This window comes from Stenotrophomonas sp. STEN023, from assembly GCF_056760135.1.
Genome location: NZ_JBRREF010000073.1, coordinates 1 through 24,787, shown reverse-complemented (window position 1 = coordinate 24,787; position 24,787 = coordinate 1). Strand labels below are relative to the sequence as shown.

Below are 24,787 nucleotides of genomic sequence, written 5' to 3'. Positions count from 1 at the left end.
CGAACCGCCTCGATCTTGAACTCATCCGTATAACGCTTCGTGCTCATAACCACCTCCGCCTAAGCCATAGTTTATGGCTGCGAGGTGTCTACGAAATCCTGGGCGATTCAGGTTGTAGATTCGGTTCTCGTGCCCGGCGCTCGAAATGGCGTTTGCAGCTGCTTCGGCAAGCTCTGCGCGCAGGACGTAAGGGACGCGACCGTCCCCGCCGGGAAGCGCGATGGATGAGCCGATGAGGCCCGAGCCAACAATCTTCGGCATCGCTTCGGCGTACATCGTGTTCGTGAGGATGGTGTATTTCAGGCCACTGGCCTTGATGTAATCCTCTGTCTCGAAGTGACTTCCCATCAGTCCCCGAACATGCGAGATGTCGATCGATTTGATGGCAAGGCTTGTATAGAAGATGTGCTCAACACCAGCCTTCTTTGCAGCATCGATAACGTTCTTATGTTGTTCGGCTCGATTCTCGGCCATGGTCGAGATCAGGAGCAGCTTCTTCACGCCGACCAGTGCTGGGCCCAGGGTGTCTGGCCTATCGAAATCGGCAATGCGAACGTTGACATGGCTTTCACGCAGTCGCTTGGTCCTACCCTCATCTCGTGCAAGTGCCGTGAAGGCTGCGGTGCCGATCTTCTGAATCAGATGAGATACGACGCTGGTGCCGAGGTGCCCGGTGGCGCAGTACATTGTGGTTGAGTAACAAGATCAGCGAATGATTCGTCGCAGGCTTGCTTGATACGGCGCGCCTGCGATTTTGTCGTTCGCTATAACAATGCATTGCAGCTTCTGCCAGCGATGCCCTACGCAGCTCCTGCACCTTCGGGTGAGTGGCCGGCACCGAGTCAAGCATCGGTAGCTCATGTGGATCAAAGAGGCGGGTTTCCGCCCCAAGCTGCTCCAGCAGCCGCTGCGACTCCAGCGCCAGCTTGCGGCTGAACGACTGCGGCCGCAGCGACCCATACAGGATCAGGATGCGTGGCCGGTGTGGCTGGGCGACCGGATCGTTGAGCTTGGCGGCCGTGGGGATGTCCAAGGCACCCGAGACCACGTTAGGGATCTGCTGCACGGGGGTTGTCCTGTCATTTTAATTCGATTATTCTAGAATCATGGAACATAAAAAAGCAACCCATGCCTTGGCTGCACTGGGTCATGCCACCCGCCTGTCGATCTTCCGCATCCTGGTTCAGGCGGGGAGCGCCGGCAAGCTGGCCGGCGACATTGCCCAAGCCCTCTCTTTGCCTGGCGCCACGCTCTCCTTCCACCTGAAGGAGCTGCTGGCTGCGGGACTGATCAGCGCCGAGCAACGTGGCCGGACTATCTGCTACCGGGCCGAGTTCGTGGCGATGAACGCGCTGGTGGCCTACCTCACCGAAAACTGCTGTGCCGACGAACAGGCCTGTGAACGCCCCGCAGGCTGCTGACCCCTTACCCAGAGATCGCCAAAATGACCCGTCGTGTTCTGTTCCTTTGTACCGGCAATTCCGCGCGCAGCGTGTTGGCCGAATCAACCCTGAAAAAGTGGGGCGAAGGTCGCTATCAGTCCTTCAGTGCAGGCAGCCAGCCAGCCGGTCGGGTCAATCCGTTCGCCATTGCCCAATTGCAGCGCGAGGGCTTACCGGTGGAGGGCCTGCGCAGCAAGTCCTGGGACGAATTTGCTGAAGCGGATGCTGCTGCCATGGATCTTATCGTCACCGTGTGCGACAGCGCGGCCGCCGAGGCGTGCCCGGTTGTGTTTGGCGATTTCGTGCGCGTGCACTGGGGCCTGTTCGACCCGGCCGGTGTGGAAGGCTCGGATGCACAGAAGGCTGAAGCGTTCGACAGGGCGCATCAGATCATCAAAGCCCGCCTGAAGGCTTTCCTGGAGATTCCTGACGGGACATGGGATGACCGTGAAGCCCTCCAGGCCCAGCTTGAACCGATTGCGCAGATCAACTGACCATCCTCCCGGAAGCCCCCATGACCACTGACACCTCCCGCCTGTCGTTTCTGGACCGGTACCTGACGCTGTGGATCTTCGCCGCCATGGCGCTCGGCGTCGGCCTGGGCGCGATGCTCGAAGGCGTGCCCAGCGCGTTGAACAGCCTTTCCGTAGGGTCGACCAACATCCCAATCGCCATTGGCCTGATCCTGATGATGTACCCGCCGCTGGCCAAGGTGAAGTACGAGGAACTGCCCACCGTCTTTGCCGACAAGCGCGTGCTGATGCTCTCGCTGCTGCAGAACTGGATCGTGGGCCCGTTCCTGATGTTCGGCCTGGCGGTGCTGTTCCTGCGCGACTACCCCGAGTACATGACCGGCCTGATCCTGATCGGCCTGGCGCGCTGCATCGCCATGGTGCTGGTGTGGAACCAGCTGGCACGCGGCGACGGCCAGTACGTGGCCGGCCTGGTGGCATTCAACTCGATCTTCCAGATCGCGCTGTTCAGCGTCTACGCGTGGTTCTTCCTTTCGTGGTTGCCGCCGGTGTTCGGACTGCAGGGCAGCGTCATCGATGTCAGCGTCTGGACCATCGCAGAGGCGGTTCTGATCTACCTGGGCATCCCGTTCCTGGCCGGCTTCCTCACCCGTCGATGGCTGAAGGCTCGCAAGGGCGTGCAGTGGTATGAAGAGAAGTTCCTGCCTGCCATCAGCCCGATAACGCTGGCCGCACTGCTATTCACCATCGTGGCAATGTTCAGCCTCAAAGGCGGCGACGTGCTGCGGATTCCCATGGACGCGGTGCGCATCGCGATCCCGCTGACGTTGTACTTCATCATCCAGTTCGTCATCAGCTTCTTCATGGGCAAGCTGATCGCCAAGGACTATCCGCGCACCACTGCCATCGCGTTCACCGCGGCAGGCAACAATTTCGAACTGGCCATCGCGGTAGCCATCGCGGCCTTCGGCCTGGCCTCGCCGGTCGCCTTCGCCGCTGTCATCGGCCCGCTGGTGGAAGTGCCGGTACTGATCCTGCTAGTCCATGTCGCCCTGCGGCTGGGCAAGCGCTACTTTCCTGCCGACGCACGGAGCCGCTGAGCCATGAGCACCACCCGACACATTCCATTGCTGATCCTTGGTTCCGGCCCGGCCGGCTGGACCGCCGCTGTCTATGCAGCCCGCGCCAATCTAAACCCGGTGGTGATCACCGGCCTGCAGCAGGGTGGCCAGCTGATGACCACCACCGAGGTGGACAACTGGCCGGGTGACGCCCATGGCCTGATGGGCCCGGACCTGATGGCACGCATGCAGGCCCACGCCGAGCGCTTCGAGACCGAGGTGATCTTCGACCACATCCACACCGCTGACGTGTCGCAGCGCCCGTTCAAGCTGATCGGCGACAGCCACGAGTACACCTGCGATGCGCTGATCATCGCCACCGGCGCCACCGCTAAGTACCTGGGCATTCCGACCGAAGAGGCCTTCAAGGGCCGCGGCGTCTCCGCCTGCGCCACCTGTGACGGCTTTTTCTACCGTGACCAGGACGTGGTCGTGGTGGGTGGCGGCAACACGGCCGTGGAAGAGGCGCTGTACCTGTCCAACATCGCCCGCAAGGTCTACCTGGTCCACCGCCGCGACACCCTGAAGGCGGAAAAGATCATGCAGGACAAGCTGTTCAAGAAGGTGGCCGAAGGCAAGATCGAAACCGTCTGGCACCACCAGGTGGAGGAAGTGCTGGGCAACGACGCCGGCGTGACCGGTGTGCGCGTGAAGTCCACCCTGGACGGCGGCACCCGCGACATCGATGCCCACGGCTTCTTCGTGGCCATCGGCCACCACCCGAACACCACCCTGTTCGATGGCCAGCTGGCGATGAACAACGGTTACCTGGAAATCCGCTCCGGGCTGGGCGGCAACGCCACCCTGACCTCGGTGGAAGGCGTGTTCGCCGCAGGCGACGTGGCCGACCAGCACTATCGGCAGGCCATCACCTCCGCCGGCTTCGGCTGCATGGCCGCACTGGATGCCGAGCGCTATCTGGATGCACTTAAGATCTCCGATCAACAGCAGCACAGGAACGCCGCCTGAGTGCAGCGATGTGAGGAATTCCAGATGGACAGCGTCGATGTGGTGGTGATCGGAGGTGGGCAGGCGGGTCTTTCGGCTGGCTACTTCCTGCGTCGCAGCGGGCTGTCCTATGTGATTCTTGATGCTGAAACGTCACCTGGTGGGGCGTGGCAGCATGCGTGGAAATCCTTGCATCTGTTCTCGCCGGCGGGCTGGAGCTCGATTCCCGGTTGGCCGATGCCCGCCACCCGGGAACCGTACCCTTCGCAGGCGGAAGTGCTGGACTACCTCACGCGCTACGAGCACAAATATGCACTGCCCGTCGTCCGTCCCGTGCAGGTGGAACGCGTCAGTCGTTCGGGAACCCGGCTGCTGGTGGAAGCAGATGACGGCCGACAGTGGCATACGCGTGCAGTGATAAGCGCCACAGGTACCTGGCGGCATCCCTACACGCCCGACTATGAAGGTATGGACGCATTCGGCGGCGTGCAGCTGCACTCGGCCCACTACAGCCATCCTGGATCCTTTGCCGGAATGCGCGTGGCGATCATCGGCAGCGGCAACTCAGGGGCACAGATTCTGGCCGAGGTATCAAAGGTGGCCGACACCACTTGGATCACCCAGGGCAAGCCAGCCTTCCTGGCCGACGATGTGGACGGGCGCGTTCTGTTCGCACGCGCAACCGAGAAGTGGAGGGCCCAGCAGGAAGGCCGCGAACCGGATGTTCCGCAGGGTGGTTTTGGCGACATCGTCATGGTGCCGCCGGTGGTGGATGCACGGCGCCGCGGTGTACTGGTCTCCATGCCGCCACCCGTCCGTTTCACCGCCACCGGCATGCAGTGGGCAGATGGCAGCGAACGCAACTTGGACGCCGTGATCTGGTGCACCGGCTTCCGGCCGGCGTTGTCGCACCTGGAAGGAATGGGCATGGTCAACGCCCTGGGTCGGATCGACGTGGATGACACCCAGGTCCGTTCGGTCGCAGCGCCATCGGTCTGGCTGCTTGGCTATGGCGACTGGAATGGCGCAGCGTCGGCCACGCTGATCGGGGGGACCCGATACGCGCGCGAGGCAGTAAGGCAAATCAGCGACTACGTCGGGGCTGTTTCTCCGCTGTCATCTGGCGCGTGAGCCTCGGCGCCATTGCCCAGCACCCGCACCTGCGATTGCAGGGTCATGCGGTCCAGCGCTTCAGGCTTGAGCGCCAACAGCAAGCCGAGACGATGCTGGAGCTGGTGAAGCGTGCTCAGGAACGCCTTGTGGACCTGCTCCGCGCTGCCCTGTACTGCAGCCGGGTCGGGGATACCCCAGTGAGCCGTAACCGGGTGACCTGGCCACACTGGACACGCTTCACCCGCTGCGCGATCGCACACGGTCACGATCAGATCCATCTGTGGTGCTTTCGGACCTGCGAATGCCTCCCACGGCTTGCTCGACAGCCCGGCAACGTCGAAGCCAATCTCCGAGAGCACCTGCAGGGTCACTGGATGAACTACGCCCTTGGGATAACTGCCGGCACTGTAAGCGCGGATACGTCCGCGCCCTAAATGGTTGGCTAGTGCCTCGGCAAGAATGCTGCGCGCCGAGTTGCCGGTGCAGAGGAACAGAACACTCAGGGTACGCATACCATCGAAACCATTTATCTAGAATAATCGAAGTATTACCTTGCCATATGTCAGTTCGATGACTGCCGGAAAGGACGCGGGCACCATTCGGTGCCCGCTTCGCTCATTCAATGACCCGACGACAGCGCGGTGCCTGGCGTACGGTGCTTTCCCAGGCGATCAACCAAGGTCTCACTTGCATCGTTGAGACCGAACACTTCAACGGTCGCGCCGTGCTCGCGCAGCTTCATCACTACCCTGTCGAGCGCATCAACGGCGGTCAGGTCCCAGAAGTGGGCGTCCTTCAGATCGATCTTGACGTTCTTGGGGACATCCAGATAGTTGAAGCTGCTCACGAACTGTCCGGCAGACGCAAAGAACACCTGCCCCCTCACAACGTAGACGCGCGAGTCGATGTCGACCTGGGTGTCGTCGATGCTCAGCATCTTGCCGACCTTGCGGGTGAAGAACACCGCCGACAGGACCACGCCTGTCAGCACGCCCTTGGCAAGGTCGTGGGTAGCCACGGTCACGATGACGGTGCCAATCATCACGACTGAAGAGCTCTTGGGATGAATGGCCAGTTCGCGCAGTGAGCGCCAGTTGAAGGTGCCGATGCTGACCATGATCATCACCGCGACCAGCGCGGCCATTGGAATCTGACTCACCAGGTTTGACCCATAAACAACGAGGAGTAGCAGAACCACGCCGGCCACAAGGCAGGAGAGGCGGCCCCGGCCACCGGACGTGATGTTGATCACTGACTGGCCGATCATTGCACAACCCGCCATGCCCCCGAAAAAGCCCGTCACGGTGTTAGCCAAGCCTTGGCCTGCACACTCGCGGTTCTTCTGACTGGGGGTATCAGTCATGTCCTCGACGATTTGCGCGGTCATCAGCGATTCCAACAAGCCAACGACCGCCAAAGTCGCCGAAACCGGCAGCAGGATCTGGAGTGTCTCCCAGGTGAATGGCACGTCCGGAATCAGGAACGACGGCAGGCTGTCAGGCAGCGCCCCCATGTCGCCTACGGTGCGTACCTGGAAGCCGAAATACATGGAAGCGGCCGTAAGAACCACGATCGCCACCAATGCCGAAGGAACGGCTTTGGTCAGCAGCGGCAGCAGGTAGATGATTGCCAGACCCACAGCACAGATCGCATACACCATCCACGGCATGCCGATGAGCTCGGGAAGCTGCGCCATGAAAATGAGAATCGCCAGTGCATTCACAAATCCGGTCACCACCGAGCGCGACACAAAGCGCATCAGCGAGCCCAACCGCAGGGCGCCGGCCAGCATCTGCAGCACGCCAGCCAGGATCGTGGCAGCAAACAAATATTGTATGCCGTGCTCGCGAACCAGCGTGACCATCAGCAGCGCCATGGCACCGGTCGCAGCCGAGATCATGCCAGGGCGACCACCGGCGATGGCGGTGATGACGGCGATGCAGAACGAGGCATACAAACCTACCTTTGGGTCGACGCCGGCGATGATGGAAAACGCGATTGCCTCAGGAATCAGGGCTAGCGCAACGACGATGCCCGACAGCAGGTCACCACGGATGTTACCGAGCCATTGCTGGCGCAGGGGATAAATTGCAGACATAGGAAATGATCTCCGCGCACAGCCGTGCGCGCCAAACGAAAGAAACAGGCACCCTTCCAGACCTAAGTGTCTGGATCGCTTCTTCAATCAAGCGTCAGGGTGGAGTCATCGCTAGCCGATCCGTTAGGTATTTGACGGTCTATTGTAAACCGGCATAGCGCCTGAGGGGAAATCCGGCATCGCGGTCGCCTCGGTGCATTCTCAAGGGTAGCTTCCCAGATCCCAAGATCATTTCGCAGGCGAGGTCGACAAGCTGGTAGGCAGTTGATCAGACTGAATTGAGCTCTGACCGAATCTCCAAAGAAGAGGTGGACATTCGCCGCGGGTCCTATGTCCCGCTATCGGCCATACGCAGACATACACCCCATCCCTGATAAACATCCCTAGGCCGCAGCAGACCTCGAGCCTGCTGCGGTCAATTGGTTTTGGGGCAGACTACGCCAATGGCCTAAATTCCCCTAGGTCAGTGAGTCTAGCCCGTCCCTTCTAGGACGCCTTAGGCCACTTCAAGTTGATGCATCGTCCGCACAGAAGATCCCATGCATCGCGCCCAGCAGTGCTGCAACGCGCGGGTCTGCCATGCGGTAGATGATCGACCGCGATTCCCGCCGGGTCGCTACAAGCTTTCGTTGGCGGAGTTCGGCCAGTTGCTGGGAGAGAGCCGGCTGTCGAATGCCAGTTGCGTCCTCAAGTCCGCCCACCGTCATTTCACCTTGCGCGAGCTGGCATAGCAGCAACAGGCGTGAGGGGGTGGCCATGAAGCGCAGCAACTCGGCCACTTCGGGCACGCGCTCCTTCATCGTGGCTAGGTCAGACGGGCTGAATGGGGGGCTGGTCACAGGCAATGGCAACTTGGGCGGCTGATGTGATGCGAACACCATGGGTAACCGGTTCAATCTAGCATGTTTCCATAGTTGCACAGATTACGTAACTATGTAATTCTCAGGCCACGAAGCCTCCTGGAGCCAGCCATGATCCCATCCGTAGCGGTAGACGCCCCCCTGGGGCAGGCTGTGCGCCTGGTCAGTGATGCGCGTGCCGGCCTGCTTCCCTCACCTTCCGTGAAGACGTTCTTTGACCCTGCTACGTTCACTGCCAGCCATGTCGTATGCGATCCAACTTCTTCAGCGTGCGCCATCATCGACAGCGTCCTGGACTTCGACATGGCCGCAGGCCGCACGTCCACGTCCTCCGCATCGGCGTTGGTGGACTACGTGCGTGCCGAGCGCCTGCAGGTGCAGTGGTTGCTGGAAACCCACGCGCATGCCGACCACCTGTCCGCGGCTCCATGGCTGCAGGAGCAGGTGGGAGGCGCGCTGGCTATTGGCGAACACATCACCACCGTCCAGGAAACCTTCGGCAAGGTCTTCAATGCCGGTACTGCGTTCAAGCGTGATGGCAGCCAGTTCGATCACCTGTTCGCTGACGGTGCCTCCTTCCGCATCGGTAATCTGCAGGCGATGTCGCTGCACGTGCCAGGCCATACTCCCGCTTGTCTGGCGTACGTGATCGGCGACGCCGTATTTCCTGGAGACACGCTGTTCATGCCGGACTACGGCACCGCCCGATGCGACTTTCCAGGTGGCTCGGCTCGCCAGTTGTATCGCTCGATCCAGCGCCTGCTGTCCCTGCCCGACGCCGCCCGTGTATTCCTGTGCCACGACTACAAAGCCACCGGCCGGGACCATTTCGCATGGGAAACAACCATCGGTGCCGAAAGGGCGACAAACATGCATGTGCACGAGGGCGTGAGCGAAGCCATGTTTGTGCAACTGCGGGAGGCTCGTGATGCCACGCTTCCGATGCCACGGCTGATCCTGCCATCAGTGCAGGTCAACATGCGCGCAGGCCATCTGCCCGAACCCGAAGACAACGGCGTGCGCTACCTCAAGCTGCCGGTGGACCTGCTATGACGCTCTCTCATCTGGCTTGGTATTGGCCGCTCGCTGGGGGTGCCATGATCGGAACAGCGGCCGGAGCCTATCTACTCCTTCTCGGGCGCGTTGCTGGCATCTCGGGTCTGCTTGCCAGGGCACTGGGCATGACAGGTGACGGCGGGCGCAGCAGTGCTGTCCTGTTTCTGGCAGGACTTGCCCTGGCGTCAGGCTTGGCATTGGCGGCCAGACCCATACCCCTGCCGGCGCTCTCCGCAAACGGAACTGTGGTGCTGGTGATTGCCGGACTGCTGGTGGGTTACGGAACTCGCCTTGGGGCGGGCTGTACCAGTGGGCACGGTGTCTGCGGCCTGGGCCGGGCGTCGCCGCGGTCAGTGGTGGCGACCTGCGTGTTCATGCTCGTAGGCATGGCCACGGCGACCCTGGTACAGATTGCGACCGGGGGCCCGGCATGATCCGTCTTGCCGCGTTCCTGTGCGGCGCACTCTTCGGATTGGGCCTGGTTGTATCCGATATGGCCAACCCAGCCCGCGTGCTTGCTTTCCTTGATGTGAGCGACGCCTGGGACCCCTCACTGGCGCTGGTCATGCTGGGCGCACTGATTCCTTCCGGCGCAGCCTACCTGCGGATACGCGCCCGTAGAACACCTCTGCTTGCCGAATCGCTGCACATTCCCACCCATCGCATCATCGACCGGCGCCTGGTCATTGGTTCGGCAATATTCGGCTTGGGTTGGGGACTGGCCGGAGTGTGTCCCGGCCCTGCCATCGCATTGCTGGGAACCGGCCAGCCCTTCGCGATCATCTTCACCACGGCAATGATCGCAGGCGTGATCCTGCATGGCCTCATTCATCACCCCACTGCACCTACGGGACAACCATGAACCTCAAACCACTCTCTGCCAACCTCAAGGTATCCGGTCAGCTCCTGCCAGAGGATATTGAAACTCTGAAGGAGCAGGGCTTTGCGAGCGTGATCTGCAATCGGCCTGACGACGAACAGCCGGAGCAGCCCAGTCACCATGCGCTGCAGGCTGCCTGCCACCAGGCGGGCATGCAGTTTGCCTATCTTCCCGTCGTGCCTGGTGTCATTACCGATGATCAGGTGCATACCTTTGCCAGGTTGATCGACGCGCTGCCACGCCCTGTTGCCGCGTACTGCAGAACCGGCACCCGTGCTGCGATGCTCTGGGCGCTGTCGGAAGTCGTTCACAACAGAGCGGCGTTTGCCCACGTCCTGTCTGTTGCCTCGGACGCAGGCTATGACCTTTCCTCCATCGCAACACGGCTGCAGCAAGGTCCGGCGTCCGGCGACTGACATATGGAAACCCTATCTCTGCTGCAGTGGGTGCTGGGCGGCCTGTCTGGTGTTCTGGTCGGCTTCGTGCTCGGCGTGGTTGGCGGGGGCGGATCCATCCTGGCGGTACCACTGATGCTCTACGTGGTCGGCGTGGAAGATCCGCATGTGGCTATCGGCACCAGCGCCCTGGCAGTGGCGGTCAATGCGGTGTCGAATCTGGTGGTACACGCCCGTAGAGGGCATGTTCGTTGGCCCTGTGCTTCGGTCTTCGCCCTGGCGGGGGTCGCGGGCGCCTACCTGGGTTCCAGCGTGGGCAAGGCCTTCGACGGCAAGAGGCTGTTGGCGCTGTTTGCTGTGGTCATGGTCATTGTCGGCATCGCCATGCTTCGCAGGCGCAACACGCCTGGATTCGCGGACGCTCGGCTCGGCAGACGCAACGCGCCCGCACTGATTGGGCTGGGCGCCACCGCCGGCGGGCTATCCGGCTTCTTTGGCATTGGCGGAGGTTTCCTTATCGTGCCCGCACTGGTGGCCGCGACGGGCATGCCGATGATCGCCGCAGTCGGAAGCTCGCTCGTCGCCGTCGCCGCATTTGGCATGACCACCGCACTGAACTACGCGCATGCAGGTCTGATCGACTGGAAGCTCGCGGCAGTGTTCGTCGTTGCCGGCATGGCTGGTGGTACTGCAGGAGCAGCAACTTCGACGAAGCTTGCCAGCTATCGTGGAGCTCTGAACACGGTATTTGCAGTACTGATCTTCATTACTGCCGCATACATGCTGTGGAAGGTGGGCTGGCCGGATGTGTTCCAGACCACAGCCGAGCACTGATAGCCAGCGCAGCGCTTCAAAGGCATTGTTAGGAAATTACTACGAACGTTGGTCCACATCTTCCAGAGTCAAATTAGATACGACGGCTCGAAGCGCCTTGCGATCAGCTTCGAAATCCATGGCCAATAGGCCGCGCTCCAACGCAATGCGGGCATGCGCCTGTGATGCGACTCTAGTCGCTTCATTCGAGGACCCTGCCAACGCTACGAAGGCCTTCTGCAGCCGGATATTGACCTCCAGCGAGCCGGCCGCATCCCTGGAGATTGGTGTGAATGCATCCTCGAACATGTCGCGGACATCGAGGCACTGCACGTGCACACGCGGATAGAGCACATCACACGTCGCAGCGTCCCCGGTGTGGCTGGCCCATGCACAGAGCAGCCTGACACAGGTCCCGATGACGTCGATGCAGGTGCCAGGGTCGTTCACTGCAGGTGACATGGCTCGCTGGGCAATTTCCGCAAGCACGACCAGCCCGAAGCGTGGGTCATTCTCGATGGAGCGCGAGTCACTGAAGGAAATGGCTGAGATCACTTCACTCTGCACGTCTGGAAGTGGATTCCCCTCGATGGCTATCAAGGGACGGACCGGAGTTGCGAACGTACCCGGCTGGCAGAGCAGATGAACGCGCAGATCATGTTCCTGTGCAATGCCGTCGATCCGGCCGACGTCCACATGTTCAACGTAGGCAACCTGATCGCCAACCAGCAGTACCGCCCCCTCCCCTACCGGGACCGCACTGGCTCCGCCGAGCCGAGGCTCCTCGGCGCGGCGCTTCATTGCCGCTTTGGTCGCCCGCTCCACCAGATCGATGGTTTCGCCAACGCGGCCAAAGCGTGAGAACTGCTCGATAGCCCTGAGCAACGTCACTGTGATGACGATGATGACCGCGATGGTTGCCCCGAACAGGACAAGCCGGCCGCTGTCTCCGTAGATGCCGGTGCTGAGCGCGATGAGGCCCACGATCGAGAACAGGAAGGCACCAATGAAGGTGGCCAGCGCACCTTGGGCCCGTGTGTCTTCGATCAGCAGGCGGGCCGCGCGCGGGGTGGCGCTGCTGGACGCGGACCCGTATGCGGAGACCATGGTGGACAGCGAGAAGGTGGTGACCGTCAGCATCGACGCGGCAAGAATGCCAAGAATGTTACCGACGGAATCTGCGCCGATCCGTGCAGCAAGGCCGGCGGGAATTAGGAACTTCAGGAACGCGCCGGCCAACGCCGTGATGATGCCCAGGGCGCCATACAGGGTCGAGCGGAACCACATCCGCTTGGTAACTTTGCTGGCTGCAAGCCTCAATCTGGTAAGCATTGGCCACTTCCTGTGCAGTTCGACCATCAATAGCACGGTCGGGCGCCGAGGCCACGTCAAGGCAGGGTCATGCCCGACCCAAGGCAGATGCCGCTCCTCTGGGCGGCATCTGTGTGCGGATTCTACGAGCGCACCTTGTCCAGGAACTGACGGTGGCGCTCGTACTGATCGAGCACATCGTGGATGAGTTGAACTTTGGTCCACCCCATGACGTCGTAGTCCTGCCCGCCCTCCCGCAGATAGACCTCCGCTCGGTAATGACGGGTACCCTCGCTGACCGGCCGACGGGGATCCTGCAGGGCGAACGTCGGCGGCTCATAGGGCTGGGGCCGTACGGAGTAGAAGAAGTCCATCTCCTCGCCATGGCCAACCTGCAGCCACGCACGACCACCCCCCCCTTTGGAGACCTGCACCGGCAGATCCTGCTTGCGCAGCTCAACCGCAACCTCTTCCAATGCTGGGATGACACGCTGCTCGATGAAGCCGGTCACCTCGATCTTCAACGGGTTGTGCGCCAACAGGCGCAGGCGCGCCCGCCAATCCTCGCTGGTGCCCGGCAGGATACGTGCCTCCCGCAGGATCGAGCGCTTGGTGGCATCCAGATGCATGGCCTTCAGCAGTCCCCAGCACATCAGGATCATGACGATCGTAAATGGCAACGCGCTGGCAATGGTGGCAGCCTGCAACGATTCCAGCCCGCCAGCCACCAGCAATGCAATCGCCAGGCCGCCGACCAGCAGCGCCCAGAAGATCCGCTGCCAGACCGGTGATTCCTCCTCACCCTTCGAGGTAAGCATGTCGATTACCAGGGCACCGGAGTCCGCTGAGGTTACGAAGAACAGCGCAACCAGGATGACCGCCAGCGAAGAGGTCAGCATGGTCAGCGGCAGGTGCTCCAAGAACTCGAAAAGCGCCATCGAGCTGTCGGTTGAGACCGCCTGCACCAACTGCTGGATGCCCTCTGCCCGCACCATGTGCAACGCGGTGTTGCCGTAGATGGTCATCCACAGGAATGTGAAGCCAAGCGGCACAAGCAACACCCCCACCACGAACTCACGGACGGTGCGTCCACGTGAGATGCGCGCGATGAACATGCCCACGAAGGGCGACCACGCAATCCACCAGCCCCAGTAGAACAGCGTCCAGCCACCCAGCCAACCCGTGGGTTCGTAGGCATAAAGGTTGAAGGTCATCGAGAACAGCTGGGAAACGTACATGCCGGTGTTCTGCACCAGTGCCTGCATCAGGTGCACGGTAGGTCCACAGACCAGCACGAAGGCCAGCAGCGCCGCCGCCAGGATCATGTTGAGCTCGGACAACCTGCGCACGCCGCTGTCCAGGCCAGCCACGACCGAGCCAGTGGCCACTAGTGTGATGACGGTGATCAAGCCAACCTGAGCGAGCGTACTGACCTCCAGGCCGAACAGGTAGTTCAGGCCGGCGTTGATCTGCATGACGCCCAGGCCCAGCGAGGTGGCCAGCCCGAAGATGGTACCCAGCGCGGCAAACGTGTCTACGGCATGTCCCAAAGGGCCGTGGATACGGTCGCCGATGAGCGGATACAACGCGGACCGGACACGCAGAGGGAGATTGTGCCGGTAGGCAAAGTACGCCAGCGACAGCGCTACCACTGCGTAGATCGCCCATGCGTGGATGCCCCAGTGGAAGAAGGTGATGCGCATGGCCTGGCGGGCAGCGGCGGCCGACTCGGGCGAACCGACCGGCGGCGTGGCGTAGTGCATGATGGGCTCTGCAACGCCGAAGAACATCAGACCGATGCCCATGCCGGCAGCGAACAACATGGCGAACCAGGAGCCGTAGCTGTAGTCCGGCGTACTGTGGTCAGGGCCGAGCTTGATGCGGCCGTAACTGCTGATGGCGACGCCGACGACGAAGACCAGGAAGCCGGCCACTGCAAGGATGGTGAACCAGCCTGCATCATTGGCAGCCCATGACTTCGCCGCGGTGAACCACCGCGTCGCCATATCGGGCGCGATGGCAGCAAGCGCTAGCAGCGCGATGACGATGGCTGCCGTGGGAATGAACACCTGCGGAAGAATCCGCTGGCGAACGGGGGGATGTTGCGGAGCCGTGCTCTGCATGGATACCTCCGTGTTATTGGGTGAAATAGCCTCGGGCTTGCGCGAGGCCGATCAGAAGTAGAAGCCGATATTGAGGTTCAGCCGCGAATGCCAGCTGGAAGGGCCTCCTTCGTCGATGCTGATACCATCACCACCAGCAAACCACATGTTGCGGCCAGCGATCCAGTCGACATAGGTGAGCATGATGCCTTTCTGCAGGCTGCAACCGGTCACGTTCTGCCACGAATCAAGAAGGCCCGCGCGGTGCCCGACCGGGCGGGTCATGCTGAGGTTGTTATAGCAGGTGATGTCATCCAGCCAGCCCTTCTGGCCGAACGAATAGGCGATGTTGGCGCTTGGCACATCCGCCTGCGCTGCAACCTGGAAGGGGGATTGGAACGCCGACATTGCGATGCGATCTCCGGGTACGTCATACCGGTACCGCGCCCACTGCAACTGCGCGGTCCAACCATCGCGCTGCCACTGTGCATGGAGGGCCGCGCCCTGATGACCGTAGTGACGCCGTGTCTGAGTGTTCTGCACCTTGCCAGCAAACGCCGACGCGCCCAGCAACAGTTCGCCGCCGCCCCAGTCGCGCGCGCTCTCCACGCGTGCATGCAGTCGTTGCCGCTCGCGATACGGCAACGCCTCGGTCTGCGCGACATCAAAGGAGTAGCGATCGTAGCGAGCCCCGGACCCGTATTCGTCTCCAGAGAACCAGCCAAGATGCCAAGTTGTGCTGCCGCTGCGGTGAATCACCACAAGGCCCGGATCGTAATCATCCTCGATGCCCAGATAGTAGCCGGAGCCGAACCAGAAACTCTGCGAAACGGTAGGGATCAGCCCGAACGGGACTTGCTGGATACCTGCCTTGAGCTGGGTAGCATCGGAGAACTGCCAGCCCGCGTAGGCGTGATGTACGGCGTCGAAACCATCGTACCAGCGGTACTGGGCAGAGAAGGAAAACGGTCCGGTTCCAGCATCAAGATCTGCACGCATCAGTTCAAGCTGCAGGCGGCTGGTCGGCCCGTAGTCGAGCCAGCCATAGTTGAACCTGACGGCGCCTCCTGGATCAAAGTAAGGATCTCTATGGAGGTTATCCTCAGAAGCATCTGCGGCCAGCGAAGTTCCCACCAACGCGGCAGCGACAATGAAGGGAATTGATCTCACGGTTGTGCGCGTTGCCTCCCTGATCTGCTACGGAAAGCGCTTGAGTCTAACGTCGATTCATCCATTGCCTCAAACAGGCGATCTCAAAGAACTCCTGGCGACGCCACAGCAATCACTCACGGCCCGTCTTTAGTCCTCAGGTCCATATACCACGTGAAAGTCACGTGCAGCGAGAGAGTAGCTAACACGATACACTTTAGTAGTCGATCCTGTGATTGAGCGACTCATAGTGGATATGGAGTGACACGCAATGTCATTTGAGAATAGGCTAGGGCCTCGACACCGGGGGAAGAATTCATGACTATTGATATCAGCGGCCTTTCGGCCAAGGAACTTCGCTCACTGATTGCTCAGGCGGAGAAGCAGCAGTCTAAAGTGCTGTCACGCCCTAAGGCCACAGCGATGCGCGCCAAGATCAATAAGTACGTCAAGGATCATGGCTACACGATAGAAGAGCTCTACGGCGCTTCAGTGATCGCGCCCTCCGAAGCCGCCAAGAAGCGAGGCGATCGGAGGTCTGCCAAATCGACAGTGCCCAAGATCGCTCCCAAGTACCGTAATCCTGCAGTGCGCGGCCAGACGTGGTCCGGTCGAGGGCGGCAACCGCGATGGATAGCCGAGCTGGTAGCAAGCGGAAAATCACTGAATGACTTTCTGATCAAGTAGTGACAATGGGGCAGGCGTACACCGGTACCGCAGCCGGCCCTGAGAATCACTAGTCATCAGATCGAACAGGATGCTGGTGCGCGGAATGCCCTGCCAGGTAGGCGATCAAAGATTGGAGCTAGTCGCAGTTGATGTGACAGCGGGCGAACAGCAGGCGCTCCCCTTGCCTTTGGAGAGTGCGCTCAGGCAGCAATGATTGCAGTATCCGCTTCTGGCCGAAAGCCGCCGTTTGTTAGTCCTCCAGACACGGATCGAATGTCCCGGTGATGAGGCAGACCCCTATCTGAAAAAATTTCAGACCCTTAGTACTACGTTGAAGCAGGATCCTCCTGCTTTGCGTGTGCGCCGCGCATCGGCGTATCGCTTCGAGTACTAGGCATGAAAGATAAATCCGAGTTCCTCTATTGCGTCTTCATCGTGGCCGCGGCCATCTTGTCAGCGGTAGCCCGTTGTTCGTTCACCCGCCCCGACCAGTTCGGCCGCGATTCCTACGACTAAACCAACAATCCAGATAGACGCACAAGGCCCGGCACTGTCCGGGCCTTGTGCGTTATGCCGTCTATGAAAGGAGACCGAGATGCATCACGTTGAAACCATGGCCTATGCAGGCCAAGCCCCATGGCATGGCATCGGAAGCCAGTTGGCTCCAGGGCAGACCATTGAAGTATGGCGCGAGCGCGCCGGCATGAATTGGTCCTTGGAGGAGGCTGAAGTGCGATTTGCCGCCGAGGCCGAAGATCAGTATCCCGTTCGGGCGTTCCCCGGACAGAAGGTGCTTTATCGCTCTGACACCAAACGACCTTTGGCTGTGGTGTCTAAGCGCTATCAAGTAGTACAGCCCCGGGAGATCCTGGAGTTCTACCGCGACCTGACGCGGTACAGCGGCCTTGAGCTGGAAACGGCAGGCGTGCTTCGTGGAGGGCGGAAGTTCTGGGCATTGGCCCGTACTGGTCAGGGTGTGGCCCTAAAGGGCCAGGATCAGGTCAATGGCTACCTTCTTCTGGCTACGGCTTGTGACGGAACGCTGGCTACCACCGCCCAGTTCACCTCAGTTCGCGTGGTGTGTAACAACACCCTGCAGATCGCTGTTGGGGACCGAACCGGAGCCATTAAGGTCCCGCATCGCAGTGCTTTTGATGCTGACAGGGTCAAAGGCCAGTTGGGTATTGCTGTTGAGGGCTGGCATGGCTTCGTCGAGCGTATGCGGATCCTCTGTGAGACACCTGTGAACCCCGATTCGGTCGATGGGGTGCTGCGGGATTTGCTCACGTATCCGGCTGCTCAGAATGGAAAAACCATCGTGAACGAGCAGGCTGTAGCCAAGGTGCGGGCGCTATACGACGGGCGGGGGAGAGGGGCTAGCTTGAAAACCAGCAAAGGCACGGCGTTTGGGTTGCTCAATAGCATCACCGAGTTTGTTGACCACCATCGGCGGGCACAGAGTACGGAGAACCGTTTGGATGCGGCCTGGTTCGGTCAGGGGGCATTGCTAAAGCAGAAGGCTTGGAAGGAACTGTTAGGGGAAGCTGCATGAACGTGTCGCTGCAGAAGCAATGCCTGGAAGAGCTACCTGGCGGTTTGAACGAACGAGACAGCTCCGTCCTCGCTCAGGCATTGGAAATCCTAGAGAGCAGGGCAATGGTCAGTGGCCTCCTGTTGGGAGATCCAGATGTTGCAGGCAGGTTCTTCCGCCTGCGTATGGGGCATGAGATCCGCGAGCACTTTGAGGTGGCGTTTCTTGATACCCGAAACCGCCTGATCGCCGTAGAACGGCTGTTCTCAGGTTCCATAGATGGTGCTGAGATCCATCCGCGGATTGTCGTCCAACGTGCCTTGGCCCTGAACGCTGCAGCGATCCTACTGGCTCACAACCACCCTAGCGGGCATTGCGAGCCGTCAGAAGCGGATCGAGCGATCACCAAGCGGCTGAAGGAAGTGCTGGCGATGGTAGACGTGAGAGTCGTTGACCACCTCGTTGTGTCGTCATCTCAGGGAGTTTCGATGGCTCAACTCGGGCAGATCTAAAGTACGAATACTTAGGAAAGAACATGACGGAAAGGGATACGTCCGGGTCAATGACCAGCGCAGCGCTAGCGCGCGCCAAAGCTGCGGAATTGGACCGACAGGCTCGGGAAGTAGAGAGAACAGCATCTTCGGAAGGTTGGCGTCAGCGGGCGAAGATGAGGGACGCAGCTAGCAAGCTTCGTATGAAAGCTGGGGAGCACCTAGTTAATGCGCGACGATTGGAGTTCGGAGATGAAGAATAGGAACGCGAAATTGGCAGTTCCTTCGTTTTGTTACCTTGCATCCGACAAAGGGAAGGGCCTTAGTCGCGACCGCTGTTAAGGTCGTTCAAGGACATGGCTTGTTCTGTCTTCGGGAGGTTCATCACCTCCTGAAGTTTTTCCAGAAACTCAGGATTGCTCACTAGCGCTGGAATCAGATCCGCTAGGGCATTGAGTTGACTTTCGTCAGCGTGCGACAGCGCCAGAATCGCATCAGCCATTCGCGCACTTTCAGCGAGTAGGTAGGACGCGGGCACCTCTAGCACTTCAGCCATTGTTTCAAGGCTTTCGAAGCCGATAGCGGTGACTTGATGCTCGTAGCGATTAATACGCACCGCCCCTCGTTCCTTGCCCATACCCATCGCGTCGCCCAAGGAACGCTGACTGAAACCGCGCATCTGGCGGGCTTGGATAAGCCTGGCAGCGAAAAAGGCGTGGATTTTGGACTTGGGCACCGAAAGGAACAGATCTGAGGCGGCTATCGAGCATGACGGAAGCTCCGGTCCTGTGGCAGACTTTAACTGACAGTTATAGGTGTAACTCGATTGAGGATCAATGTCGAGGAGCCCGACGAACATGGGGCAAGGGATGAGCGAGGAAAACCACTACGAAGTCCTCGGGGTACGCCCCAAGGCACCCCTCTGGGAAATAGATCTGGCCTACAAGGGTCGGCGATGCCAGTACCATCCTGATCGTTATGCCGCGGGAGACGCGTCGTCCGTGGCATGGGCGACGGCCAAGATGCAGGCCGTCAACAAGGCCTATGCCGTCCTCAAAGATCCGGACCAACGGCAACGCTTTGATCGCCTCCAAGCCGCAGCCAGACCCAGCCCCGAGCCAGAGGCTCCACAAACCAAGGCTCCAGAGCCTCCTCCTCTGCTCTCGCTTCGGCAGGCCCTGGAGGGACTCGAGTTCAGCAATGAGCCCTTTGAACGCGTGTTTGTGGCTCCGGACATTCCAAAGAAGAAGCTCCAGGCAGCCTTGGACAGCTACGGGGAGAGGCTGCGGGCCCAGGACGTTGTCGTGCTCATCGACGACACCGTGTTCGGCGGTGCCAGAGAGGGGGGCTGATCACCGAAACCCAGATTCGGTGCAAGGCCAAGTTCGAGCCGGCAGAGATCCGGTTACTGGGCTGTCTAACGGAGATCACTGCCCACGGTGCCCACATCCGGATCCATGGCGAGCCCTTCATCACCTTGAGTGTTCCCAACGCCGATGACCTACGACGATTGTTCAAGATCGTCAGTGAGCAATTGAAACAAACAATCTGACTTCAACCAACGAGGAAGTACATGAAAGGAACGAAATACGTGTCGGCGGTGGCAGTTGCCCTTCTCCTGGTCGGCTGCAGCAAGCCGGTTCTGGACTGGCGTAATGCAGAGGTCAATAACGGGTTGGTCTACGCGACCGGCGAGAACGAGCCATTCACGGGCAACGTCACGAACATCCCTCGTGAGCAGTTGCGCAGGCCGATCGCTGCAATCGAGAACGTGGTGAATTCCATGCCCCATCCGATACCAACGCAGGGATACAACGCACATTGGCGGCCGCTGGCTGGCTTGAAGGTCCACTGCCAGGTGGAGTTCGACCAAGGAAAGCTCGTCGGTGATCTGAGTTGTACCTATGACGAAAATGGGGAGCGCGCACTGGAAACTCGCGTCGTCAATGGGAGTCTCGATGGAAAGCTTGAGCTCTACAGCGTCTCAGGATATCCCTACATGGAGGTTCCGATTACGAAGGGGAAGATCGACGGCACTGCACGCGGGTGGTTCGATGGTGGCCAGCAGAAGACGATGTTTGAGATTGGCTACAAGAACGGCAAGCTGGAAGGGCCTTCAAAGGTTTTCTATGAGGATGGCAGCCCTGCGGTGGTGAGCACCTTCTCGGAAGGGCAACAAGAGGGGGAGCAGTTGGCGTATTACCCCAATGGCAAGATATCAGCGAGGGTAGTGGGCAGTGGTGGCGTGATCAGCGAAGAGAAGTACTTCACCGAGGAAGGTGAGCAGTACCTCAACTACACGCAGTTTGAGGCGATGTATGCAAAGTACGATAGGACGGATGAGCCGATTACAGCTGAAGAGGATGCGCTGTTCGCAGCAGCCTTGAAGAAGTATGGAGTGGCCCGGCCTGTGCGCCCAGCAGAAGCTGCGGCTTTCGCAGCTGCGCGTGCAGCAGCTCAGGAAGCCGAACATCGGCAATGGCTGGAGCAGCGCCAGCAACAACTGCAAGGTAGCCACTGACCGGTGAGATTCTGAGCCGACGCAGTGGATCTTGCCGATAGCGCGGAAATGGAGAAAAGAGCGGGCATGCGCAGGCATGCCCGCTCAAAGCATGCGCTTGACTTTTTTCCTATTGAGGAAGGAAACGGAATGAAACGAATGGCAACGATGTGCACGGGTATCCTATTGCTTCTGGCGGTGGGAGCATGCAAGAAGGAAGCGTCGCTGACCCAGGAGGGCGACATCAACCTGGCTGGATGCGAAGTTCCGGCAGGTCTGACCCCCAAACAGGCAGAGGCACAGGAGTGTGCCCTCAATTTAGTGGAGCCCGTTCTCACAGCGGACCCGGTAGTGGCCGTCCCGGATAGCGCTGTGATCAACGAAGCGCTTGCTGGTCAGGCGATACTGCTCGGTGATGCTCAGGAAAACCAGGAGGCGCGACGGATTGCAGAAGGAGATTTGAACGGAGATGGTGTCAGCGACAAGGCGGTGTTGTTCATGCTCGAAGCAAATGATGGAAGCATGGCCTACTCCACCTACCTGGCTGCCTTCGTCAGAGAGGAGGGCGGTCTCCGTCGTGTGGACTCCCGCAGAGTAGCTGGTTATGGCGAAGTGGCTCAGACACTCTTCGTGCGGGATGGAGTGCTCATGGCGTCAATCCTGGTGCAAGGGCCAGATGATGCTACGTGCTGTCCCTCCATGGAGAAGAAGGTCAGTTATCTGCTTCACAACGGGAAGTGGATTGAGGTAGCTGGTAAACAGGAATGAGGAAAGCACGTGCGTGATTCAGTCAGCCGGCAAAAGCTGGATTGGACTATCTCGCATTGGGCGTTGGAGGCCACGTGATCAGCGTCATGAAATAGTTCTTTCGCCAGTTCACCATCGCCTCGCTTGGCAACCTAGGATTTTGCTTCTTCTTTCAAAGAAGTCGAGGTTGGCCTTGCCGGCGAAGCATCAGCTTCGACAGCGCTGGTAACGCGCATAGGCATGCGGAACGCGCTTTGGTCAGTCTGGCCGGCGAATGGCTCGCGTCAACACTGGGCAATGGTTTCGATACCAGGTGTGGAACTTCAACGGGCTAGCCGGCCTTGAGGAGCTTTATGTCCGCAATTCGCTGAAGCTGTTGAAGATGGTCAGGCTTGTTCTTGGCCAGCCATCGCACAACTGCTGCATTGTCCAGGAGGGTAGATCCAATATGGGTTTTGACGATCTCGAGCTGGAGGCTGGCTGGGCCATAATTCTCCTCCAGCAGCTTTGTATCGGCTTGCAGCGCTGCCAGCTCCCGCTCCAAGCGTTGGAGAGCCTCGATAGGAGCACCATTGGCCGCCTTTTTTGCCAATGGCTCTATCAACTGTTCCATCGGCGTGTTCTGGAGAAGCGCGGTTGCAAGCTTGATTGAGTAATCCCCCAAGTTGACCATGGTCTGAGCCGCATCGATCTGTCGGAAGGGTTTCATCTTCCGCAGCAATCGAAACACGCCGGCCGCAGCCGGCTTGTCGGCCAAGATGGCGGTTGCTTCGTCGCAAACGCCATCCAGAAGCCGGAACTTGTCCCGGATGGAGCTGGCCGAGATGTTGAGCACCTCCGACAGCTGTTCCACAGAAGCACCACTTTCGGCTAGCCTGAGAATCATTCGGTGCTCTTGGATGACTGAAAGCCGGTTTACCTGCTTATTGTAGGTATAGCCTTCGTCGTCGGTTGAGATGAGGCAGGGGGCCACGGAGGCTCCCAGTTCCTTCAGGGCCTCCAGGCGCATTCTCCCGTCCAAGACTAAGAACTGTCCGGCGTTGCCCCGGTCCAAGGCGACCACGATGGGCTCAACCAATCCGACTATCCTGACCGAGCTCATGATCTGCTGATACTTGACCGATCCCTTGATCCCTGTTGGCATGGGGACGCAGTAGTTCAACAGTGCCAAAGGGATGTCTACGCAGTCCTTTTCAAAGCCCAGGCGTACGCCCGAAGGTTGCTTCTTGTTCATCGGGCCAATCCTCTGCGCGGCAGCAGGTCAGCCAGTGGTTGCGGGACGCTGGTCAGCCCCTCCGATAGGAGAAGTCCGCAGAACTCTTTGGAGGAAAACAGCTCTTTGAAGATCTGCCGGGCCAGGAGGAGCGATTGTTGCGTGAACTCGGCCTTCTTCTGGATGCGTTGATGCATCTCCACGTCGCGTTTGTAGAGCTTGGCAAGGTCCTCAGGGGTAAGCTTCTTCCGTGGCGCGCCGTGCGCGTAAGTGCTGGTTCCCTTTTTGCCGCTTCTGGCTCGATGGGCAAGGATCTGTCGGACGACGGTCACCTTCTTTCCCTTGAGCTCACCGGCCTCGTAGGCGTCCATCAGCAACTGTTGCGCATCGCGATCATTTGCCCGGGAGATGTTGACGGCAAGGGCCAAGGAAATGTGGCCCGCCTCCGCGGCAGCGAGCAGACGTCGCTCTCCGCGCTCCATGAGGTTGGCCACGCTGTTCACCCAAGACGGAGTGCAGCCAAGCTTGGTAGCTATCTCCGGGTCCGAGTAACCGCGCTCTCTGAGCACCTGGACCTGTTCCATGGTCTCGGCTGCCCTGGGCGTGCGGCGGGCGACGTTCTCCACGATGCTCATGACGTGGCCGGTGTGCTCATCCACGTCCAAGATCAGGGCGGGGATCTCGCGGTGGCCCAACAGCTTGCAGGCCTCAAGGCGGCCTTGGCCACAGATCAGTGCATACGGGAGCGACGTTTCATCAGGAGATGCGTTACGAACGCTAACGGGGCGTTTGAGCCCCACCGTTTCGATGCTTCGAGTGATGCCACGGTGGATGCGTTGGTTTCTGACACGCGGATTGGCGACGTGAATGTCGGCAATGGGGATCATCTGAACGCTTGAGCTTTTGTTCGTCATGCGGCTTCCAGCAATGCGGCCCGACCGGCCAGGGCGAAGAACTCTTCCAGCGTGTCCATCCGGTAGGCATCCAAGGAAAAGCCGTTGTCCTCCATGGAGGGCATGCCATCGGGGGTGAAGTCGATGGAAGGAAGCACGTAGTAGTCGTGGGCATGACGGTTACCGGGATCCATCCGGATCACTACGGTCACATGCGGCGTCAGGCTTGTATCCAGTCGGATTCGCCAGCGGTTAGAGCCGGCGGGTGTGGGCTTGCACCGTGCGATGACGACGGACGTGAGGAGCTCACCGTTCACCCGCAGAAGACCGGTATCCCGGCATAGCTCAACCCACCCGCCGTGTTGGGCGATGCCATCGACCACCAGTTGGACCATCTCGGGATGCCGCCGTCGAAGGGAACGGTTGATCTCCAAGTAGGCGTAGTCACGTTTGGGGGAGAAACCAACCAGGCTGTAAGCCCGGAGCAGGCTTCCAAACCGATGGCGGAAGGCGCTGCTGGAGGGAACGCTTTCTTCTTCATCGATCAGCATCCCTGACAGCGCGCCATGACGATCAAGCAGCGAGCGCAGGGCTTCCAGCATCTGATGGTCGTCCAAGTGGACCGAACGTGCCGCTATAACGGCTTGAACGCGCTCGAACAGATCAAACGGAACAATGGCTTCAAACGCATGTTCCTTTCGCACCCACGCCTCGGGCGGGTTCTGAACGTGTTGCAGCTTCAGCTTGAACGAGGTCCGGTTGTAGACGTTGTGGCCGACGTATTTCTCATTCGTTAGTATTTGATGGACGGTCCCACGGCTCCAGGAGCCACCAACCTCATTCGGGATGCCTTCTCGGTTCAGGACGGAGGTGAATCGCCCAGGATTTCGTAGACACCTCGCAGCCATAAACTATGGCTTAGGCGGAGGTGGTTATGAGCACGAAGCGTTATACGGATGAGTTCAAGATCGAGGCGGTTCGG

At 60.0% G+C, this 24,787-nt stretch carries 27 protein-coding genes and 1 pseudogene; 16 read left to right on the top strand and 12 right to left on the bottom strand.

Annotation, left to right across the window (positions count from 1 at the left end; genetic code table 11):
• Nucleotides 1-21: 21 nt before the first annotated feature.
• Complete coding sequence (locus tag ACVOLV_RS17335) at nucleotides 22-687, bottom strand: NAD(P)H-binding protein (protein ID WP_481555437.1); 666 nt, start codon at nucleotides 685-687, stop codon at nucleotides 22-24.
• A gap of 49 nt (nucleotides 688-736) precedes the next feature.
• A pseudogene (locus ACVOLV_RS17330) lies at nucleotides 737-1,066 on the bottom strand (NADPH-dependent FMN reductase); the annotation flags it as partial.
• A 40-nt stretch (nucleotides 1,067-1,106) separates the two neighbouring features.
• Here ACVOLV_RS17330 and ACVOLV_RS17325 point away from each other — a divergent pair.
• Genes ACVOLV_RS17325 through ACVOLV_RS17305 form a run of 5 tightly spaced genes read left to right on the top strand, consistent with a single transcriptional unit; the run spans nucleotide 1,107 to nucleotide 5,115 of the window.
• Nucleotides 1,107-1,421, top strand: a complete 315-nt coding sequence (locus tag ACVOLV_RS17325; protein WP_313642767.1) for an ArsR/SmtB family transcription factor — start codon at nucleotides 1,107-1,109, stop codon at nucleotides 1,419-1,421.
• A 23-nt stretch (nucleotides 1,422-1,444) separates the two neighbouring features.
• A complete protein-coding gene (locus tag ACVOLV_RS17320; protein WP_313642766.1) occupies nucleotides 1,445-1,936 on the top strand; it encodes an arsenate reductase ArsC in 492 nt (163 codons plus the stop codon).
• A 20-nt stretch (nucleotides 1,937-1,956) separates the two neighbouring features.
• The gene (gene arsB / locus ACVOLV_RS17315; RefSeq protein WP_313642765.1) at nucleotides 1,957-3,015 is read left to right on the top strand and encodes an ACR3 family arsenite efflux transporter; all 1,059 of its coding nucleotides are present in this window, start codon (nucleotides 1,957-1,959) and stop codon (nucleotides 3,013-3,015) included.
• A 3-nt stretch (nucleotides 3,016-3,018) separates the two neighbouring features.
• Entirely contained in the window at nucleotides 3,019-4,005 is a 987-nt protein-coding gene (trxB, locus tag ACVOLV_RS17310) for a thioredoxin-disulfide reductase (protein ID WP_313642764.1), read from the top strand.
• Between the two features lie 24 nt (nucleotides 4,006-4,029).
• Nucleotides 4,030-5,115 carry an ArsO family NAD(P)H-dependent flavin-containing monooxygenase gene (locus ACVOLV_RS17305; protein WP_313642763.1) on the top strand — a complete coding sequence of 362 codons (1,086 nt, stop codon included), beginning with the start codon at nucleotides 4,030-4,032 and terminating at the stop codon, nucleotides 5,113-5,115.
• Here ACVOLV_RS17305 and ACVOLV_RS17300 read toward each other — a convergent pair.
• The 3 genes from ACVOLV_RS17300 to ACVOLV_RS17290 all read right to left on the bottom strand — a co-directional run bounded on the left by ACVOLV_RS17300 (nucleotide 5,076) and on the right by ACVOLV_RS17290 (nucleotide 7,995).
• Nucleotides 5,076-5,609, bottom strand: coding sequence for an arsenate reductase ArsC (locus tag ACVOLV_RS17300; protein WP_313642762.1), 534 nt, complete (start codon nucleotides 5,607-5,609; stop codon nucleotides 5,076-5,078). The two genes, ACVOLV_RS17305 and ACVOLV_RS17300, sit on opposite strands and share 40 nt — an antisense overlap.
• 107 nt (nucleotides 5,610-5,716) lie before the next feature.
• Nucleotides 5,717-7,195 carry a SulP family inorganic anion transporter gene (locus ACVOLV_RS17295; RefSeq protein WP_313642761.1) on the bottom strand — a complete coding sequence of 493 codons (1,479 nt, stop codon included), beginning with the start codon at nucleotides 7,193-7,195 and terminating at the stop codon, nucleotides 5,717-5,719.
• Between the two features lie 506 nt (nucleotides 7,196-7,701).
• Complete coding sequence (locus tag ACVOLV_RS17290) at nucleotides 7,702-7,995, bottom strand: ArsR/SmtB family transcription factor (protein ID WP_049441866.1); 294 nt, start codon at nucleotides 7,993-7,995, stop codon at nucleotides 7,702-7,704.
• 171 nt (nucleotides 7,996-8,166) lie between these two features.
• Between ACVOLV_RS17290 and ACVOLV_RS17285 the strand changes: the two genes are divergently transcribed.
• The 5 genes from ACVOLV_RS17285 to ACVOLV_RS17265 are packed head-to-tail and all read left to right on the top strand — an operon-like array spanning nucleotide 8,167 to nucleotide 11,220.
• A complete protein-coding gene (locus ACVOLV_RS17285; RefSeq protein ID WP_313642760.1) occupies nucleotides 8,167-9,108 on the top strand; it encodes an MBL fold metallo-hydrolase in 942 nt (313 codons plus the stop codon).
• On the top strand, nucleotides 9,105-9,545 hold the full coding sequence (locus ACVOLV_RS17280) for a YeeE/YedE family protein (RefSeq protein ID WP_102947288.1): 441 nt from the start codon (nucleotides 9,105-9,107) through the stop codon (nucleotides 9,543-9,545). The genes ACVOLV_RS17285 and ACVOLV_RS17280 overlap by 4 nt, the downstream gene beginning before the upstream one ends.
• Nucleotides 9,542-9,973, top strand: a complete 432-nt coding sequence (locus tag ACVOLV_RS17275) for a YeeE/YedE family protein (RefSeq protein ID WP_099472805.1) — start codon at nucleotides 9,542-9,544, stop codon at nucleotides 9,971-9,973. Before ACVOLV_RS17280 ends, ACVOLV_RS17275 begins: the two co-directional genes overlap by 4 nt.
• A complete protein-coding gene (locus tag ACVOLV_RS17270; protein ID WP_099472807.1) occupies nucleotides 9,970-10,407 on the top strand; it encodes a protein tyrosine phosphatase family protein in 438 nt (145 codons plus the stop codon). The genes ACVOLV_RS17275 and ACVOLV_RS17270 overlap by 4 nt, the downstream gene beginning before the upstream one ends.
• Before the next feature lie 18 nt (nucleotides 10,408-10,425).
• Nucleotides 10,426-11,220, top strand: a complete 795-nt coding sequence (locus ACVOLV_RS17265) for a sulfite exporter TauE/SafE family protein (protein ID WP_313642806.1) — start codon at nucleotides 10,426-10,428, stop codon at nucleotides 11,218-11,220.
• Between the two features lie 39 nt (nucleotides 11,221-11,259).
• On the opposite strand, the gene ACVOLV_RS17260 is transcribed toward ACVOLV_RS17265, so the two are convergent.
• From ACVOLV_RS17260 to ACVOLV_RS17250, 3 genes are all read right to left on the bottom strand, one after another.
• Nucleotides 11,260-12,531 carry a DUF2254 domain-containing protein gene (locus tag ACVOLV_RS17260; RefSeq protein ID WP_313642759.1) on the bottom strand — a complete coding sequence of 424 codons (1,272 nt, stop codon included), beginning with the start codon at nucleotides 12,529-12,531 and terminating at the stop codon, nucleotides 11,260-11,262.
• Between the two features lie 122 nt (nucleotides 12,532-12,653).
• Nucleotides 12,654-14,633, bottom strand: a complete 1,980-nt coding sequence (locus tag ACVOLV_RS17255) for a BCCT family transporter (protein WP_313642758.1) — start codon at nucleotides 14,631-14,633, stop codon at nucleotides 12,654-12,656.
• Between the two features lie 51 nt (nucleotides 14,634-14,684).
• Complete coding sequence (locus tag ACVOLV_RS17250) at nucleotides 14,685-15,782, bottom strand: hypothetical protein (RefSeq protein WP_481555436.1); 1,098 nt, start codon at nucleotides 15,780-15,782, stop codon at nucleotides 14,685-14,687.
• Nucleotides 15,783-16,079: 297 nt separating this feature from the next.
• Between ACVOLV_RS17250 and ACVOLV_RS17245 the strand changes: the two genes are divergently transcribed.
• From ACVOLV_RS17245 to ACVOLV_RS17235, 3 genes are all read left to right on the top strand, one after another.
• Nucleotides 16,080-16,448, top strand: a complete 369-nt coding sequence (locus tag ACVOLV_RS17245) for an H-NS histone family protein (protein WP_099472814.1) — start codon at nucleotides 16,080-16,082, stop codon at nucleotides 16,446-16,448.
• Between the two features lie 577 nt (nucleotides 16,449-17,025).
• Nucleotides 17,026-17,982: a DUF932 domain-containing protein gene (locus tag ACVOLV_RS17240; RefSeq protein WP_313642756.1), complete on the top strand. Its 957-nt coding sequence runs from the start codon at nucleotides 17,026-17,028 to the stop codon at nucleotides 17,980-17,982.
• Complete coding sequence (locus ACVOLV_RS17235; RefSeq protein WP_313642755.1) at nucleotides 17,979-18,473, top strand: JAB domain-containing protein; 495 nt, start codon at nucleotides 17,979-17,981, stop codon at nucleotides 18,471-18,473. The genes ACVOLV_RS17240 and ACVOLV_RS17235 overlap by 4 nt, the downstream gene beginning before the upstream one ends.
• Before the next feature lie 301 nt (nucleotides 18,474-18,774).
• Here the strand turns inward: ACVOLV_RS17235 and ACVOLV_RS17230 are convergent, their stop codons facing one another.
• Nucleotides 18,775-19,311, bottom strand: coding sequence for a helix-turn-helix domain-containing protein (locus ACVOLV_RS17230; RefSeq protein WP_313642754.1), 537 nt, complete (start codon nucleotides 19,309-19,311; stop codon nucleotides 18,775-18,777).
• A 10-nt stretch (nucleotides 19,312-19,321) separates the two neighbouring features.
• On the opposite strand from ACVOLV_RS17230, the gene ACVOLV_RS17225 reads away from it, so the two are divergent.
• The 3 genes from ACVOLV_RS17225 to ACVOLV_RS17215 all read left to right on the top strand — a co-directional run bounded on the left by ACVOLV_RS17225 (nucleotide 19,322) and on the right by ACVOLV_RS17215 (nucleotide 21,720).
• Entirely contained in the window at nucleotides 19,322-19,804 is a 483-nt protein-coding gene (locus ACVOLV_RS17225; RefSeq protein WP_313642753.1) for a J domain-containing protein, read from the top strand.
• Nucleotides 19,805-20,025: 221 nt separating this feature from the next.
• A complete protein-coding gene (locus tag ACVOLV_RS17220; protein WP_313642752.1) occupies nucleotides 20,026-20,973 on the top strand; it encodes a toxin-antitoxin system YwqK family antitoxin in 948 nt (315 codons plus the stop codon).
• A gap of 129 nt (nucleotides 20,974-21,102) precedes the next feature.
• Entirely contained in the window at nucleotides 21,103-21,720 is a 618-nt protein-coding gene (locus ACVOLV_RS17215) for a hypothetical protein (protein ID WP_481555435.1), read from the top strand.
• 310 nt (nucleotides 21,721-22,030) lie between these two features.
• On the opposite strand, the gene ACVOLV_RS17210 is transcribed toward ACVOLV_RS17215, so the two are convergent.
• Genes ACVOLV_RS17210 through ACVOLV_RS17200 form a run of 3 tightly spaced genes read right to left on the bottom strand, consistent with a single transcriptional unit; the run spans nucleotide 22,031 to nucleotide 24,713 of the window.
• Nucleotides 22,031-22,933 carry a plasmid partitioning protein RepB C-terminal domain-containing protein gene (locus ACVOLV_RS17210; protein ID WP_313642750.1) on the bottom strand — a complete coding sequence of 301 codons (903 nt, stop codon included), beginning with the start codon at nucleotides 22,931-22,933 and terminating at the stop codon, nucleotides 22,031-22,033.
• Nucleotides 22,930-23,826 carry a plasmid partitioning protein RepB C-terminal domain-containing protein gene (locus ACVOLV_RS17205; protein WP_313642749.1) on the bottom strand — a complete coding sequence of 299 codons (897 nt, stop codon included), beginning with the start codon at nucleotides 23,824-23,826 and terminating at the stop codon, nucleotides 22,930-22,932. Before ACVOLV_RS17205 ends, ACVOLV_RS17210 begins: the two co-directional genes overlap by 4 nt.
• On the bottom strand, nucleotides 23,823-24,713 hold the full coding sequence (locus ACVOLV_RS17200) for a recombinase family protein (protein WP_481555434.1): 891 nt from the start codon (nucleotides 24,711-24,713) through the stop codon (nucleotides 23,823-23,825). The genes ACVOLV_RS17205 and ACVOLV_RS17200 overlap by 4 nt, the downstream gene beginning before the upstream one ends.
• Nucleotides 24,714-24,787 lie beyond the last annotated feature (74 nt).